This window comes from Sulfidibacter corallicola (assembly GCF_017498545.1).
Taxonomy (GTDB): domain Bacteria; phylum Acidobacteriota; class Holophagae; order Acanthopleuribacterales; family Acanthopleuribacteraceae; genus Sulfidibacter; species Sulfidibacter corallicola.
Window position 1 is genome coordinate 11741799 of the sequence record NZ_CP071793.1, and the last position, 17530, is coordinate 11759328.

The 17530-nt window shown below is 59.8% G+C and carries 11 protein-coding genes; 1 reads left to right on the forward strand and 10 read right to left on the reverse strand.

The window, feature by feature from the left end; translation table 11 throughout:
• Positions 1–232: 232 nt before the first annotated feature.
• The 8 genes from J3U87_RS35105 to J3U87_RS34795 all read right to left on the reverse strand — a co-directional run bounded on the left by J3U87_RS35105 (position 233) and on the right by J3U87_RS34795 (position 12733).
• Positions 233–2650: a PKD domain-containing protein gene (locus J3U87_RS35105; protein WP_272932446.1), complete on the reverse strand. Its 2418-nt coding sequence runs from the start codon at positions 2648–2650 to the stop codon at positions 233–235.
• A gap of 1057 nt (positions 2651–3707) precedes the next feature.
• On the reverse strand, positions 3708–4742 hold the full coding sequence (locus J3U87_RS34765; protein ID WP_237380797.1) for a glycosyltransferase family 2 protein: 1035 nt from the start codon (positions 4740–4742) through the stop codon (positions 3708–3710).
• A complete protein-coding gene (locus J3U87_RS34770; RefSeq protein WP_237380799.1) occupies positions 4743–5417 on the reverse strand; it encodes a glycosyltransferase family 2 protein in 675 nt (224 codons plus the stop codon).
• Between the two features lie 310 nt (positions 5418–5727).
• The gene (locus tag J3U87_RS34775) at positions 5728–6747 is read right to left on the reverse strand and encodes a class I SAM-dependent methyltransferase (RefSeq protein ID WP_237380801.1); all 1020 of its coding nucleotides are present in this window, start codon (positions 6745–6747) and stop codon (positions 5728–5730) included.
• Between the two features lie 64 nt (positions 6748–6811).
• Positions 6812–9175: a ribonuclease R gene (gene rnr / locus J3U87_RS34780; RefSeq protein WP_237380803.1), complete on the reverse strand. Its 2364-nt coding sequence runs from the start codon at positions 9173–9175 to the stop codon at positions 6812–6814.
• 448 nt (positions 9176–9623) lie between these two features.
• Positions 9624–10409 carry a hypothetical protein gene (locus J3U87_RS34785; RefSeq protein WP_237380805.1) on the reverse strand — a complete coding sequence of 262 codons (786 nt, stop codon included), beginning with the start codon at positions 10407–10409 and terminating at the stop codon, positions 9624–9626.
• A 157-nt stretch (positions 10410–10566) separates the two neighbouring features.
• The gene (locus J3U87_RS34790) at positions 10567–11886 is read right to left on the reverse strand and encodes an MATE family efflux transporter (RefSeq protein WP_237380815.1); all 1320 of its coding nucleotides are present in this window, start codon (positions 11884–11886) and stop codon (positions 10567–10569) included.
• A gap of 190 nt (positions 11887–12076) precedes the next feature.
• Complete coding sequence (locus J3U87_RS34795; RefSeq protein ID WP_237380817.1) at positions 12077–12733, reverse strand: histidine phosphatase family protein; 657 nt, start codon at positions 12731–12733, stop codon at positions 12077–12079.
• A gap of 825 nt (positions 12734–13558) precedes the next feature.
• On the opposite strand from J3U87_RS34795, the gene gltX reads away from it, so the two are divergent.
• A complete protein-coding gene (gltX, locus tag J3U87_RS34800; protein WP_237380819.1) occupies positions 13559–15076 on the forward strand; it encodes a glutamate--tRNA ligase in 1518 nt (505 codons plus the stop codon).
• Between the two features lie 119 nt (positions 15077–15195).
• Here gltX and J3U87_RS34805 read toward each other — a convergent pair whose 3' ends face one another.
• Both J3U87_RS34805 and pyk read right to left on the reverse strand, forming a co-directional pair.
• Positions 15196–15777 carry a 2'-5' RNA ligase family protein gene (locus tag J3U87_RS34805; RefSeq protein WP_237380821.1) on the reverse strand — a complete coding sequence of 194 codons (582 nt, stop codon included), beginning with the start codon at positions 15775–15777 and terminating at the stop codon, positions 15196–15198.
• A complete protein-coding gene (gene pyk / locus J3U87_RS34810; RefSeq protein WP_237380823.1) occupies positions 15774–17231 on the reverse strand; it encodes a pyruvate kinase in 1458 nt (485 codons plus the stop codon). The genes J3U87_RS34805 and pyk overlap by 4 nt, the downstream gene beginning before the upstream one ends.
• Between the last annotated feature and the right edge of the window lie 299 nt (positions 17232–17530).

Sequence of the window (17530 nt, forward strand, 5' to 3'; positions counted from 1 at the left end):
CAACTCCCTCCTGGATTCGGGCACTCCTGGATGACGAGCTTCGATTGGTGGAGCAGGCTGGCCTGGGCGGCCCCCTCACCTACAGGCCTTGCGCCACTCTCCAGAATGCGGGCACTGCGAATTCGACTCGCGATCAGCCACCAAAAACAAAAAATCCCCAAACCGTGCCAGACGGTTTGGGGTTCTTCTCGGAATGGGTTGAGGGCGGGCGCGCTCGGCACCCGCCGCGATATCAGTTCTTGAATTCCACGACCGTGACGCGGACATCGTCGGTATCGACGCCGCCGGAGGTGTCGCGCACGACCAGACGGAAGACGTAGGTTCCGCTTTCAGCCATGAACGAGGGATTGGCCGTCTCGGCACCCGTGAGGGTGGCGGCCCGTCCGGAGATCTGGAACCACTGATAGCTCAAGGTATCGCCATCGGGATCGCTGGAGAGCGAACCGTCCAGAGTCACGGTCTGGGCGTTGAAGATGTTGATGTCGGCACCCGCGCTGGCAACCGGCGGACGGTTGGGCGGACCCACGGTGACGGTCACCGAAGCGGTATCGGAACCACCGCTGCCACTTGCTTCCAAGGTGTAGGTGGTGGTCGCTTCCGGCGTGAGAATCACGGTGCCGGTGGCGGCGACCTGACCCAAGCCGGAAATGGTGACGGTGTCGGCGTTCTGGGTGGACCAGGACAGGGTGGTGAACTCACCGGCCTTGATCTCGTCAGGCGTCGCGGTGAAGAACCCGATCGAAGGTCCAGCCGGCTGGTTGACCGTGACGGTCACATCGGCCGTGACGGAACCGGTGACGTTGGTGGCGGTCAAGGTGTAGGTGGTGGTCGTCTCGGGACTCAGGAAGACCACGCCCTCGGGGCTGACATCGCCGAGGCCGCTGATGGTGACCGTGTCGGCGTCGTTGACCAGCCAGGACAGGTTGGAAATCCCACCCAGGTTGATGGTGTCGGGCGTCGCGCGGAAGTAGGAGACGGAGGGCAGCGGAATCGGCGCCTCTTCCATCTGAATGCGGACGACGTCGGAGTTGGTTTCGCCAAAGGTGTCGCGAACGGTCAACTGAAATGCGTAGGTCGCACCGGCTTCACCCTCGAAGCTGGCGACGGCCTGTTCGGCATTCTGGATGTCGACGCTGGGACCGCTGATCTGAACCCACTGATAGGTGATGGCATCGGCCTCGGGGTCGAATGACTGGGAGCCGTCCAGGACAACGTTGCCGGCCGCGACGTTCGAGCGAGATGGACCCGCCTCGGCGACCGGTGCCGTATTGCCCTTGCGCACGGCGCGTCCCAGGATCTCGTAGCGAACGCGCGGAATTTCGATCGGCGTGACGCGATCGGAAGTGCCGTAGCGAACGCGCGACCAGGAACCCAGTTTCAGACCGGTCAGGTAGCGGTACTTGTCGTCGTTGATCAGGTGGGAATCGTTCATTTCCGCCTGCAGGTACCAGGACAGGTTTTCACCCACCAGGACGTCAAGCTTCAGGTCCGCCGAAAGGTCGGAACTGGTTTCGCCGTCGATGGCACCGAAGTGGCCGCCGAAGTCGACGCGATCCGTGATCGAGAAACCGAAGTTCAGGCCGAACTGGGCCGGTACGTTCACGTACCACTCTTGAACGAAGGCGCCGCGGTTATCCAGCGGCACTTCACCCACGATGTCGCCGTCGGCAAACGCGGTGGTCGCGAACAGGCCGACTTTACCGCGGTCGAAGTTGATGTCCGCGATCAAGGCACCCTGACCCATGCGAGCGGTTTCGAAGCCGTCCACACTGGCGTACTTGTAGGAGCCCGCCGCGGCCAGCTTGAACCAACCGTGTTGGTAGATGAAGGCGGCGTCGAACTGACCCTGATCTTCGTGCTCGAAGCGGCTGATCTCGCCTTGGAGCTGCAGGGCGAACTGGTTGCCCACCGGCTTGAAGTACAGGCCTTCGATGACGCCGGTAAAGTCGCTGTCGTCATCGACGCCGATGCCGAAACTGACACCGGAGTAATTGTCGCCAAACCCGAACTTGCCGTGCAACCCACCGACGCCGGGCGATACCGGCATCGGGGCATCGCCGTTACCGTCGGGGCCGACCGCCATACCCAGGTTCGTCTTCAGGTTTTTGACCTCTTGCTCCAGGTCTGAAAGCTTTTTGAGAATTTCGTCCTGTTTCCCGAAATTGATCGGCGAGCCCTCGGCGGTGGCGGCACCACTCTCACCGAAGAACAGGTAGAGCAGACGCTTGTAGGAAACCTTGCTGCGACTGCCGTTGACCGTCTCGTACAGGTTCAGGCTGACGCGGCGATTTTGGAAGCGCCCTTCGCGGCTGTCGTTGTCGTGGGACCGATCGATCCCCTGGCCGCTGGTTTGAATTTTTCCGGCACTGACGCCCTTGCCTTCCAAGTAAAGCTTGACGGCGTTCGCCCGTTGCTCGCTGAGGCGTTTGTTGTAGGTAGCAGAACCAATCGCGTCGGTATAGCCGACCACTTCCAAATCCAGATTGGGGTGCTTCTGCATGACCTCGGCCAACAGGTCCAATCCCTGAAAGCCGTCAACCACAACGGAAGAGTTGAGTGGGAAGTTGATGTCCTCTAAATTGTCTGCCGCGGTGAGTCCGGGCACGACCAAAAAACCGAGAAGAACACAAGAAAACAGTAATCTAGACATGAGGTGATGGACCTCCATTTTTAAACTCATAGAAACTACATTCTCAGAAAATCGGGGTGATCAGCATACTCGGAGTTTTTATTGGTGGACTATCCGATTCTAGCACCGGCCGCGGAGGGGTCACAACTGTTATCAAGAGGTAAAGCTGAATCACCTTCAACCTTGCACCCGGAGGGGCAACATCTTGACTGAAAAGCAGTTCGCGCCCGATGCGCCTCATGCGGCACACCTCGATCCGGACCTTTCCGATTTCCCGGAACCCCACGAGGAGGGTTCTTCCGGATGAGCCCGGCACGTTTTAGCACGCTTCGCGGCGAATGTCTCGGCCAAAACGTCGAAAAAACCGCATTTGTTAGGATCTGTGTCACCCTTTCACGACTGTCGGTACCATTAATTAACGTCAAATCCGAGAGGGGCTTAGCTGGAGGCGAACCCGAATTCGGCCATCCATTCCGTTTTTGGGAGAAGGTTATTCTCACCGCTGGGCACACTGAGAACACAAAGATCCAAGCCACTTATTTCCATTTGTTTAATACGATTCACCGGCCTTCGACGATGTGCCGACGCATTCGACCCAAGCCTCGATTCGGATCATCAAGTTTGTCCACCAATTACACAGATTGACACGAATTAAAAAACCACCCTCTGATCCCGTACTCCCGATTTTTTAGAGTGCCCGGCACTATTGTGGAGCCGATTCCGCGAAAATGCTTGAGTTCGCAGACAAAATCATCTTGCCCCAAGAAACCAACCGAGCGTTTCTTTCCTAATTTAGGATGATTAAGTCTTCTCCGTCCCTCTGTGCCCTCTTATGTAACAAACTCTGTAAAGCTCGAAGATAAAGATAAAAACCTAAAAAGGCGGATGTGCGGGGAGTTCGTCGAAAAATGTCGGCCCGGCGGGCCAACTTACTGCAACGACGCCCCTCTCACAAATGCGGGAACTCCCAAACGATTCGCTTCGATTAGTTACCCACCTGAAACCCGGGCCCCCGGCCTGGGCGGCGACTCGGTGGTAAAAATTCGCAATCACCGCCGGCTTCGATGGAGAACCACCTTCAATCTTCGCCGGTCAGCTCCGACAACGAGATTCGATAGGTCCGAAGAATCCGTTTCATGTCCCGATCGGACACTCGTTTGACCACGCCCGAACGCTTGCGCCACATACGCGGAGCCCCTCGCAATCCATCCCAAAGCGCCCGTACCAGACAACCGGCCAAGGCAAATGGCGATTGGGCCCGAGCCGCGCCGCCGGCCACCCCCCTGCCCCGCAAGGCGGCCAACGCGTTGGCACCGTGGCGCAGCAGGGTGAACCAGGGCGATACCAGAATCCAGCCCAACGGAAAGGTCTTGACGAGCAGCCACATCCGGTTGCGTTCGATAAAGTAGAGTTTGCGAAGGCCGAATTTGCCCAACCCGGCCGAATGCCGGTGGATGACGATCGATTTGTGGCGATAGATGCAGCGGTACCCGGCCCAACGCAGCCGCATGCCCAGCTCGGCATCCTCGGCGTACAGAAAGAAATCCGGATCCAACAGGTGGCCGTCGGTCAAGGTCTGCTCGAGCGCCGACCTGCGGTAGAAACCCGCACATCCGTCGGGCCACAGGGCCTCCTCGTCCATGTCGAAACGGCCGTCGTCCGGCCGGCCCGTACCGCGTCCCCGGTTTTGACCGTCGCGGTACATCAAATGACCGACCTTGTCGACGGTGCCGCCCTCGGCCCGCAGGACCTTGCAGGCGACCATCGCCACCACGGGATCCTCGAAGGCCGGCAAGGCCTCCGCGATCCAATCGGGATCGGGCTCGGCGTCGTTGTTCAGCAAGGCCACCACGTCGCCTTCGGCCATTCCGAATGCGACGTTGTTGCCGCCCGAGAATCCGGTATTGGTGCCCAAAAATCGGGTCTTGAGCCCCTGCGCATCGCATGCGCGCAAATAATCGGCGGACCCGTCCTCGCTGCCGTTGTCGACCACCACGATCTCGTGAGGCGCCACGGTCTGGCGCGCCAGTGCGGCCAAACAGCCAGGCAACAGGTCGCGGCCGTTCCAATTGACGATGAGAACCGAGACGCGCACGCCGTGACCGCTACCCAATCAGCCCAGGAACCGCTTGCGAAACAGGAACGCGATGTTGCGAATCCCGTCGCGGTAGGGCTGGAGCTTGATTTCACCCTTGCGGGCCGAATACTTGATGTGCTCTTCCTTGAAACGAACGTCCGGGTTGCGAATGACCTCGATCTTGATCTCTTCGGAAAAAGCCATGCCTGGCGAAGTAAGATTTATCTTTTCAAGTATTTGGCGCCGGAAAACCCACATCCCGGACTGACTGTCCTCGATGGGGAACTTGAACAGGATCGCCATGACGAAGGATAGGATCTTGTTGCCGATCCAGTGTTTGAAACTCATCGATTCCTGGTTGAGAATCGGGAATCGGCAGGCGCTCAAGAAATCGACCTTGTATTCCAAAAACACGTCGATCAAACGACCGAGGTCGTGAATCGGATAGGAATGGTCCCCGTCGAGGGTACAGATGATGTCGGTCTCGGCGTGTTTGAATCCGCGCATGTAGGCGCGTCCGTAGCCCCGCAAGTCCTCGGAGACCACGATGGCGCCCAGTTCGCGGGCGACGTCGGCGGTGCGGTCGGTGCTGCCGTTGTCGACGACGATCACCTGGTCGACCCAGTCGGGCGCGGCACCCAACACGGCTTTGATGCCGGACTCCTCATTGAGGCAGGGAATCACCACGGTGACGGAAAGTCCTTTGTACATACATGTTCCTTTGCAATGAATAGACTCGAATGAACGGCCGCCACGAAAACGGGGCCGATGGGGACCGGCGGCGATGGCGGTTGCCGGCGGTTGGGGAGATGGGAACGAAGCCGCTGCGGGGATGGGCTGGTCGCGAGCGGACGAAAGGCCCATTATAGCCGGTTACGCGGCGTGGGACGGGCACTATCAAGGTTTTTGCCAGGTGTGCCTGGAACGGCGGCAAGCCCCGTGGATTCCGGCTTCGGCCCCAGGTGCGGAATGCCGCGCCAAGGACACTCGAGGCCAATGTATCCACAAGTAGAGACAGCACCTAGGCGCCCCCTTTCCGGCGCGCGATCAAGGTGGTCATCGAGCCCTGGCCACAAAGGGCCGCAAGCCGCTCCAGCGGCGTCAACATCCAGGTCAGGCCGAGATAGATCAACACCGGAAACGCACCCTGGCGCCCCAAAATCTCGCGCCGGGTCGGCTCTCCATCGGGATAGAGCGAGGAAGCGGCGGCGGGTGGACCGTCGCGCAGGGCCCAGGTGGAGAGGCGTTCGACCACGAACCCCTCCCGTTCGACCAGCGCGGCCAGTGCTCGTGGATGAAAATGCAGCAGGTGCCGCGGGATCTCCAACCCCTTCCAACGCGCGCCGAACAGCCGACCTTGCCAACTGGAGAAATTGGGCACGCGCAAGAGGATCTTGCCCCCGGGCCGAAGGGCCCCGTGACAGGTCGCCAACAGCCTGCGCGGCTTGCGAAGGTGTTCCAGCAGATGAAAAAAACTGATGGCGTCGTAGGAGCCCGGCTCCGGCGACCACTCGTCCACATCGACTTCCGACACCGAGATGCCGTGGTGGTCGCGCGCATAGGCGGCAGCCCTGGGGTCGGCCTCGATACCCTCGACCTGGAACCCGGCTCGGCGAATCAGCGCGAGCCAATCGCCGCGACTACAGCCGATGTCCAGGTAGTGGGCGCCTGCCGGCAGGTTCATGCGCCGCACCCAGCTCATCAGGTCCCAGTTCAGCATCAGATCGACGTACCGGCTTTGGGCGCGTGTCAGCAAACCGGGCGACGCTTCCCGTTCGCGCCAGTAGCCGGTGGGATAGAAGGCCGCGATCGCTTCGCGCGTGGGCTGGGGCCAGATGAAATGGGAGCGGCAGGTCGCGCACCGGAACAGGTCCGCCCGGTAATCCGTTACGCGATAGAAGGTATCGCCGAAACACCCGAAATAGGCGCCCGTACCGCCACAAACAGGGCACTCGGCCGAACCGGAAGGCTTCGCACGAGCCGTCTCGGCCGAATCCATCAGGTCAGGTTGGTTGGGAGTGTTGGATTGCGGACCTCGCATGGGGATTCCTTGATACGAGTAAGCCGGCCCCTCGCGAACGGCGAAAAGCCGGCGTACCGAGCATTCAACGACGGCGACCCTTTTTGGGCCCCTTCTTGACCTTCTTGAACTTTTTCCCCTTGCCCGCGAGCGCCCCGGGGGTGCGGGCTTTTTTGCCCTCGCCTTTCGACCGGCCGGACGCACTGCGACGCGCGCCACCCCTGCCGCCCGAAGCGGCCGTGCGACGCGGCCGACCCGACCGCGATTCACCGCCGGCATGCCCGTCCGGACCCATCTCCAAACGCTCGATCCGACTCAAGGCCAGCCCCATGTCGATCTTGCGGGAAAGGAAATCGACCCGCATCAGCTTGACCTTGACTTCGTCGCCGACCTTGAAGGCGCGTCCGTTGCGCGCGCCGACCAGGGCCAGCATATCGGGCACGAACTCGAAATAGTCGCCGGGAAGGTTTTCCACGTGAACCAGACCGGATACCGGAAAATCGTTCAGGCGAACGAACAGGCCGAATTCCTTGACGTCGTCGATCACGCCTTCCATGTCGTCGCCGATGCGGTCCTCCAGGTGACGCAGCATCTTAAGCAACACGTAGGTGTTTTCGGCCTTGGCGGAGGCACGCTCGCGATTCGAAATGTGACTGCAGGATTCCTCGAGACCGCTGTCGTCGAAGATGTCGTCGTCCAGATCCGCAGCGGACGTGGCGTTCAGAAGCGCCGTCAGGCGGCGGTGGACGATCAGGTCCGCGTAGCGGCGGATGGGGCTGGTGAAGTGGCAGTAACAAGCCGAGGCCAAGCCGAAGTGGCCGTGGTTCTCCGGCAGGTACTCGGCCATTTTCATCGCCTTCAATACCTGGGTCTGCATGACCTGGGCATTGGGCTTGCCCTGCAGCTCCTCGAGCAACGCGTTCAGGGATGGGCCGGGATCGTCCTCGAGCCCGTGCGGTACCGCGATACCGTGTGACGACAGGAATCGCTCGAGCCTGGCCAGCCGATCCTCGTCGGGCGCGTCGTGAATGCGATAGGGAATGGTGATATCGCGCTCGGTCATGTCGCGAGCCACGCATTCGTTGGCCATCACCATGAATGCCTCGATCATGCGATTGGCATCCGTCTGGTGTTTCTCGACCACCTTTTTCATCAGTTGCGAGGCGTCCACCTCGACCACGGTTTCCGCCAGATCCAGGTCGAATCCCCCTTCGCGAATGCGTCGTTTGCGCATTTTGCGGGAAAGCTCGAGGGCCAGGTCGAGGCTGGGAACCACTTCCGCATAGCCGGCGCGCATGTTGGGATCGCGATCGATCCCGATGGCGTTGACATTGTCGTAGGTCAGCCGATAGCGACTGCAGATCAAGCCCTTGTGAATCCGGTAGGACTTCACCTCTCCCTCGCGGCTGAGCCGCACCACCACCGACAGGGTGTAGCGCGGCACGTTCGGTTTGAGCGAGCACAGCTCGTTCGACAGGATTTGCGGCAGCATGGGAATCGCCTTGTGAGGCAGGTAGGTACTGTTGCCGCGCTGCTTGGCCCAGGTGTCCAGGGCCGTACCGGGTTTGACGAATTCGGAAACGTCGGCGATGTGAACCCCGACTTCCACTTCCTTGGCGCCGATCTCCTTGAAATGGAGTGCGTCGTCGAAGTCGCGGGCCGTGGCCCCGTCGACCGTGAAGACCAGCTCGTCGCGGAAATCGGTGCGATCGCCGAGTTCGAATTCGAAGGCCGGATTGAAATGGGCCACTTCGTCCATGACCCGCGGCTCGAACTCGCCCGGTATGTCGTTTTCGGCGAGGACGATGTGCTCGTCGACCAGCGGGTCCTTCAAAGCGCCCAGCAGCTCGCCGAACGCGAAGGTACCGTCCTTCTGGCGGGTCCATTTGCCGACCATGCCGTCGTCCACGTCGTCCGGAAATTCACGCATCATTTCGGGACGAAGCTGAAAATCGCTGAACGGGCGAAACCGAACCTGTTTGCCGTAGCGTTCGAACACGCCCACCAGGTGGTGCAGGCCGTAGCTGCGAATCTCCACGATCTCCGCGGTGATGCGCCCGCCGCGCTCGGTTCCCACGCGGCGCGCGACCACCACGTCACCGTTCATCGCGTGGCCCATGCCGGTTTCCGGAATCATCCAGTCGCGCCCGCGTTCCACCAGCACGAAGCCAAACCCGGCCGAGGTCACCTGGAGGCGGCCGACGACCTGATCCTTCTCGCGGGATTTGCGGCGTTTGATGTCCAACGCCAATCGTTTACCATCGGGTACCCAATACAGGGACCCGCTCTTCACCACCTGGCCTTCGCGCATCATTTCGCGCAGCAGGGCACGCACGTACTGGCGGTCGCTGGCCGGCAAGCCCAATCCCTTGAGGATCGACTTCAATTTGGTGGGATCTTCCTTGGAACCTAAAAAGGTCAAAATCTGTTGTTTCAAATCCAATAACATAACTCTCTAATCCAATCATGGCGCGCAATGGCGCGCGAACGGACGCCGGGGTCGCGTGAGTGGTCCTTCATGTCTTGGTCCACCGCTGGTGTCTGTAGGCCGAATGCGGCCGCGACCCAAAGTGCGTCGTCTTCTTTTCTGACAAGGTAGTGTCTGTATTCAACATTCATGGGACGAAGAGCACCTCTCTTCATCCGGGTGTATCGATGGGAAAAGGCGCGCGTTCCAAAAGGTAAAGCCTCAAAGCTACGTATCGTGTCGTTCGTGGCGCGCGGCGCAGCGGGCTCCAACCCGCGGTGCATCTCCGAAATCACAAATAGCGAACCAAAATCATCAAAAAAACCAACTGTTACAACGAGAAATGCCCCGGTTTACAACCCGGGGCCCGCCAATTCCTGAAAAAAGGCTCGATTGGCCTTCCCAAAGTACCACAAATGGCGTGGGGAAATTAATTGTTTTCTTGGCCTTCCTCTTGGGGCGCCACCTTGCGACGCTTCAGGTCGCGCACGCCGGCCTTGCGCGCATTGCGCTCCAGAGCACTCATTTCCTTCTGAAGGCCTTCGCGCTCCTGTTCCAGCTTGGTGATTTCCTCGCGGGTTTTCTCGGCCATTTCGTACATGCCGCCGGTGGGACCCTCGTTATAAGCCGCCTGCGTCTCGTAAATGCTGAGGTTGGCTTCCAAATTCTGGATACGGGCGTTGACCTGATTCAACTTGCCGTTCAGGGTCTGGTAGGACGTCGCGAACTCGTCCCGTCTGGTGTTGGCCTTTTCCGGGGTGTCGGCCTCGTCGTCGTTGACCGGAACGAACGCCGCCTCGGTGCCCGTCGCACGGGGATTGTTCTCGCCGTAGGTGCGCAGGTTATCGCCACCGATGCTGATGTCGTCCTTGGGCTGGTTCTCCTCGTCACGGTTGGATTCGATGATCGCCGCGATCTCGCCCATGCTCATCTCTTTTTTCTGTTCCTTCTTGGGAGGCGGTGCTTTGGCCAGTTCGGCCTGTGCTTCGAGTTTGGCGTGCAGCTCGGCGGTGGCGGATTTGGACTTTTCCAGATCGACCAACTTCAGGGGAAGCTGAACCACCTGACCGGCCTCGTTGGAAAAGACGACGAACTGTCCCTTGACCTCGTAGGTTCCGGGGAACTTCAATTGTTTCCCATTTCTGAGAACCAGAACATCGGCCCAAGCCGGTGACGTCAACAAAATTGCGCAAAACACCAAAACCGATCGATACATACTATCGCCTCCTGATCAACAGCATTTATTGTATGACGGTTTGGGAGCCATCACCAACAAAATGTAACCTTTGGTTCGAAAAAGGAAACGCTTGTAAAATGAATCACGATCACCAGGTTCGCGATGGTGTTTTCAGTGGAAAGTGTGATGCAAATCGTCAGGATCGAGCGGGTTCTAGTCCGGCACTCATGTAGGGCCGCGAAGCCAGGGCCAGCGTCAGGGCCCGCAGCCCCATGAAGGCGGTCATGCCCCACCACAGCGCCTCCTGGTTCTGCGTCAGGTAACTGTAGAGCGCGAAGGGTGCAAAACCGGCGATCGAGACGAGCATCGAATTGCGCAGGATGCGGCCGCGTGTCAGGCCGATGAAGAAACCGTCGTAGATATAGGCGAAGCCGGACATGAGCAGGCACAGGCTCACGTAGGGCATGTAGCGCTGCGCGGCTTCGATGACCGGCACATGGTGGGTCAGCCAGGAAAGGATCTCCCGATCGGCGAACCAGAACAGTTGGATGAACACCACCACGACCCCGATGTTCCAGTAGAGCGAGAGCAGCAGTGACCGGCGAACGCCGCGCGGATCATTGGAACCCTGGAACCGGCCGGCCAGGCTCTCCAGCGCGTAGGCGAAACCGTCGATGAAGTAGGCCGCGGTGTTCAGTACGCGGAAGAGAATCGTATTGGCCGCCAGCACTACCTGACCGAAGGTGGCCGAAAGGTTGGTGAACAGGAAGAAGGTAGTGATCATGCAAAGGGTACGAATGAAGATATCCCGCTGGAGCTGCATCAGTTCCATGAGCTTGTCGCGCTCAGCGAGCCACGACAGTCGCGGTTTGGGGTGATCTTCCCAGAAGCGCAACATGAGGCCCAGGCCCACGAGCAGGGCGCCGTAGGAGGCGACCATGGTGGCCAAGCCGGCACCGGCCGCGCCCATGCCCCATTTGTAGATGAAGATGTAGTCCATCACGATGTTCAGGCCGTTCAGGACGGTGGAATACAACAAGGCGGCCCGGGCGCGCTGCATGCCCAGCATCCAGCCGACGATGACGTAACCGCCCAGGGTCGCGGGCGCCGCCCAGATCCGCATGTCGAAATAGAGGCGGCCCTGGTGCTCCACCGCCGCCTCGCCGCTCAACATGAGGAAGCTCAAATCACCGAGAGGCTTCTGCAACACCAGGATCGCCAGCCCGATGAGCAGGGCGATGAAGGCGGAACGCACGAAGACGCCGGCCGAAGCCTCGCGATCGCGGGCACCGTAGGCGTTGGCGGTGAGGCCGGTGGTACCCATGCGCAGAAAGCCCAGGGTCCAGTAGGTGTAATCGAAGATGAGGCTGGCAAGAGCCACCCCGGCCAGGGGCGATACGTCTTCCAGGTGCCCCAGGAGCGCCATGTCGATGAGACCCGCCAAGGGAACCGTCAAGTTGGTCAAGACGTTGGGAACGGCGAGTCGCAGGAATTCCTTTTGGGTGGGTCGCTTCATGGCTGGTCCTCGGTCACGGGGCGGTGATGATCGGCACGACACCGAACATTCCGCGCACTATACCACCGAGGTGTGACCGGGAGTCGTCAAAAAATGGAGGGAATCACGACCGGAGAATAACAGGACGACCGTTCACCCTGGTTCCGAAGCGACAAACAGACAGGGTTCTCCAGCCCGGATTCCGGTCGGTTCAAATCTCGATCGTTTCGTCGGCACCCATGCCGGCAATCGCGCCGGTAGCCAGGTGATGGGTTTGGTTCCAGGCGATCAACTGGTAGGGACCCTTCGGGTAGATGCGCTCGAACACCGCATAACCGCCGTGATCCATGGAAAAGCGTTTGGCCGCTTCGAGCGGCAGATCCAGGGCCCCGCAACACAGGACCCGCATGACCGCATCCTGCAGCAACAGGGCGATGGTTTCCCCTTGACGGGTCTGCTGGACGATGTTGACCAATTCCGGGTAGGCCCGCGCGTAAACCTCGCGCAACGACTCGCCGCCGGGCGCGGGAAAATCGGGATCCGTCAACCAGGTTTCGTACCGCATGCGATCCTCGTGGCGGATGTAGGGGATGCGGTGTTCTTCCCAATCGCCGAAATCGAGGGCGTGAAAGCCGGCCACCGGATGGGGCGAGAGATCGTGAACTTCGGCGAGCGGCAGCGCGGTGGAAATGGCGCGGCGCAGGGGGCTGAGGGCAAGGAAGGAAAGATGATAGGCGTCCAGGGAATGGGCGAGCTGTTCTGCTTGGAAACGTCCGTTTTCGTTGAGGTCGGCGTCATGACGGCCGAGTAACTGCTCTCGAAGAAAGTAATCCGTCTCGGCGGGCCTGATAAAGATCATCCTTGGCATTTCTTTGCCTCCTCACGGCTAGCGACACTTCGACCACAGTCAGGTCGCATTCGGCCATCCCCCGGTTGAGAAATAAAAGGTGATGGGACTACTATACCTTAATTATTGAGATTGCCAAAGTCTTGCACGGATCGTCTTGTTGTCGCAGGAAATACCGGGCTTCAAGGGCTTCCGTATTTTTAAAAAGCGCCTTTCTTTCACACAGCTTCAATTTTTCACGCTTTTATGTCGTCATTTACCCGTTCTTATGGATTCTTTCGCTTCCCTTACCTCAATCTACGGAAAATTGCCCAGTAAGCTTTAACATTTTTTAGTCTTTTGATCGGTTTTTCTTCTTCTTTTTGCTTCCTAGCGTTCCCTATTCTCCTCTCTGGCCAGTGCCGTCCACGCGACCCCCACACCGGCCCCCCGTGGTTCTGGCGGTTCTCCACCCGAAGGCCATAACCCAAAGTGTGCGATTCAGTTAGATGCAATCGGAAGGCCCAACCCCGTGCAAAATGCCGAAGTGAAACGCGTCGCGAAATGTGCGGGTCCGGCCTTCAGGGGCGTACTTGGAAAGTACGGGGCCGCCACCGGATCGAGCATTTTCACGATGCGTTGCAGCTCAGAAGATTGTGCGAGTGTACCGCCAAGAATCGGTCAATTTGGGTATAATTTGCCGGTTCGTCGCGCGACTGCTAACGCCATCCTAACCCGCTCACCCGGTGAATGACAATCGCGACCTGCAGTCCCAAGCCGATGATTCCTCGAGGCGGCCCCTCTTTCACCGGATCCCATTCGGTCCTTTTCGGCCGCCTCGCGGGCAAACCCAAGGAGGCTCGTTACATGTCCGCCACTCAATCTCAAGAAGTTACGCGCGTCCGCATTGCGCCCTCGCCCACCGGATCCCCGCACGTGGGCACCGCCTATATCGCGCTCTACAATTATTGCTTCGCAAAATCGCGCGGGGGTCAATTTGTCCTGCGTATCGAGGACACCGACCAAAGCCGCTCGAAACCGGTTTATGAGGAAATGATCCTCAACGCGTTGCGATGGACCGGACTGAGCTGGGACGAAGGACCCGATGTGGGTGGTCCCCACGGCCCTTACCGCCAGAGCGAGCGCACCGAGATCTATCGGGAACACCTGACCCGTCTGCTGGATGCCGGGCACGCCTACAAATGCTTTTGCACGCCCCAGCGTCTGGAAGCCCTGCGCGAAGAGCAACGCGCGGCCGGCGCACACATCGGTTACGACGGGCTCTGCGGCCGTCTGGAACCCGCCGAGATCGCGGCCCGAGAGGCGGAAAACCTTCCGTACACCGTGCGCATGCGGATCCCGGACGATGGTGTCTGCACCGTTCAGGATCCCCTGCGCGGCGAGGTCGAATTCGAATACCGCCTGATCGACCACCAGGTCCTCATGAAATCCGACGGTTTCCCAACCTACCACCTGGCCAATGTCGTGGACGACCACCTGATGGGCATCACCCATGTCATTCGCGGCGAGGAATGGCTACCCAGCCTGCCCAAACACATCCTGCTCTACGAATACTTCGGCTGGCAGGCGCCCCAGGTGATCCACCTACCGCTGCTGCGCAACGAAGACGGTTCGAAACTCTCGAAACGCAAAAATCCCACTTCCATCCTCTATTACCGCGACCTGGGCATCCTCCCCAAGGCCTTGCTCAACTTTTTGGGCACCATGGCCTACAGCCAGCCCGACGGTGCGGAAGTCTTTTCGCTGGACGAGATGGTGGCGTCCTTCGACATTCAGCGCATGAGCCTCGGTGGCCCGATCTTCACCCTGGACAAGCTGAACTGGTTGAACCAGAAACACGTCGCCACGCTTTCCGAGGACGAGATCCTGACGCACTTGAAGGAATGGCGCTTCAACGATGATTTTCTGCGCCGCCTGATTCCCGTGATGTCCAAGCGCATCCACAAGCTGGGTGACTTCATGAAGCACTGCGATTTCTTTTTCTACTCCGACCTGGCGTACGACAAGGCGCTCCTGGCTCCCAAGGGCAAGGAACCCGAAGACACCCGGGACTTTCTGCAAAAGCTGGTTTGGGAACTGGAGAAAGTGGTGGACTTCCAAAAAGAAGCGCTCGAAGCCGCGATCGTCAAGGTCGCCCAGATCCATGGTTGGAACCTACGTCAGGCAACCCACGCCGTACGCGTCGCGGTCACCGGCAAGACGGTGGCCCCGCCGATGTTCGAAGTATTGGAGATCGTGGGCAGCGACGTGTCCCGCAACCGCATGATGCAGGCGATCCAAGCCCTTGGTCCCCTGGGCAAGAAGAAACTGAAAAAGCTCCAGGAGCAGTTTCAGAAGGATGCGGCGGCCTACACGCCGGAATGAACCACGGGTCCGGGGTGGCGTGTTCGGAGCTTCACACGTTACCCCGGTCTTCCGGGCCCGGGCAACCCATGGGCCCACACCGTGCCACAACCGCAACCGATGAGATTTCGGCCCGTCGCTCAGGCCAGGTCCGCCGAAGCCAACACACGCCACGAAGACAGGTTCCGCCAGCCCAAGCCCGCATCGTTCGGCGCCACCAGGGCCAGGCGATCGAACACCAGGTCGGTTCCCACATAGGCCGCCACATCGGAGCGCATCAGGCGATCCACCTCCCGCCGCTTTTGCGCGAGGGACATATCGGCGTAGAGCAGGCTGAGATGAGGGCGAAGTTCGTAGTTTTTGGGGTTGCCCAATGCCGCGACGACCTCGTGAAACATCGCCGTCAACGAAGGAGTGATGGCGAAATCCAGAAAGAGTGTCTGGAAATAGGATTCCCTCGCGTCGATGCCCGACACGTTGAGCGGCAACGGATGCCGGCCCTTCGCCAGTTCGTCGGTCCATGCGACCGCCTCGGTCGGATCGTCCGTCTTGCCGCCGTACAGGGTGATGTGCGGCGCGAACGAGCCGGCGGCTCGAGCGCCGTGCCGAACCGCCAGGGCATCGATCGTTTTCGCAAGGGGCGCCGACCAGCGCGCACCCGGCATCAACCAGAACGCGAAATCACGGCCGCAGCCGCGATCCCGCGCATCCCGGTCGGTCACGACTCGTTGACCGCCGTGATCTCCATGACTTTGAGCAGGTTGGTACTGCCCGAGGTCCACAGCGGGTGTCCCGCGGTCAAAATGGCGATATCGCCCTCACGTACCAAATCCTTTTCGAAGATCGCCTGCTGTACTTCCTGGAACATTTCCTCGATCGAGGCCGGTTCGCTGATCAGCAGGGGGATGACGCCCCAGTAGGCGCGCAAACGCCGCGCGATGTGTTCGTGAATGGTGGCGCCGACGATCAGGGTATCGGGATGACGCTTGGACAGCTTCAGGGCCGAACTGCCCGAATTGGTGAACGCCACCAGCAGGCGGGCGCCCATCAGGGATGCAGTGTGGAAAGCGGCCGTGCTGACGCCATCGGGGATGTGGTGGATGCTGCCCTTGGGCAAAGACGGCGACTGGTAGCGGTAGATCGCATGGCCTTCGGCCTCCTGGGCGATTTTGGCCATCATCCGAACCGCTTCGATGGGGTATTCGCCCGCGGCGGTTTCGGCGGAAAGCATGCAGGCGTCGGTTCCATCCAGAATCGCGTTGGCCACGTCGGAAGCCTCGGCCCGGGTGGGCACCGGCAACTCGATCATGGACTCCAGCATCTGGGTGGCCGTAATCACGAATTTGCCGGCCAGGTTGGCCCGCATGATGATTTCCTTTTGTAACAACGGCACGCGCTCGGAGCCGATTTCGACACCCAAGTCACCGCGGGCGACCATGACCCCGTCGGAGTGATTGATGATGGGAATCAGGTGTTCCAGCGCTTCGGGGCGCTCGATCTTGGAAATGAAGTGCAGGTTGTGCTTGCCGGCCGCATCGGCCTCGCGACGCACCTGAACCATGTCCTCGGCGTGGCGCACGAACGAAACCGCCACGAAATCCACGCCCTCGGAAACGGCCTGACGCAGATCCTGGAGATCCTTTTCACTGAGGGACGGCGCCGTGATCTTGGTATCCGGAAGGTTGATGCCCTTGCGTTGCTTCAACACGCCGGGCACGACCACCTCTGCAAAAACGCGGGGGCCCTCGACAGCGGTCACCCGCAGGCCGATCTTGCCGTCGTCGATCAAGACCATCTCGCCAGGATTGACGTCCTGGGCGAAATACTCGTAAGTGGTGAACAGCTCTTCCTCGCTCCCGATCTGATCCCCGCTGGAAATAACCAGCTTTTGGCCACGCACAAGGGGAATGTCGCGTTCCAGGCGACCCAAACGAATCTTGGGCCCCTGGAGGTCGAACATGATGGGAACCATGATGCCGACTTCCGCGGAAACCTCGCGAATCAGGCGCACCAATTCGGTACGGGTTTCCGGCTCACCGTGGGAACAATTGACGCGGGCCAGGTCCATTCCGGCAAGCATCAACTCACGCATTTTTTCGCGATTGTTCACTGCAGGGCCCATGGTGCATACGATCTTGGTTTTCCGTTTCCATTTAAAAGGCTTGTGCTCAGCCATGTTAGCTCCTCAATTCACTGACAAACTTGTTCGGAAAAGAAGGTTCCCAGGCGCGTAAAACGCATGTCCCATCGCAAAACGGGGGAGTTTCGACTAGGGGAAAAAACGCTGGGACTCATGAAGGTTGATAATGGGCGGCTAGATTTCAGGAGACCAAGGAAAGCATATGATTTCAGGCGGCAGGTCGCAAGAGTCGATTCGCCAATCCAGAACGGTCAGGTGCGGAACAGGCCGCGACCGGGACCCTTTCGGTGTCCGCCGAAGCGGGCCCGGGGATGTGGACATTGCATGACACCCGG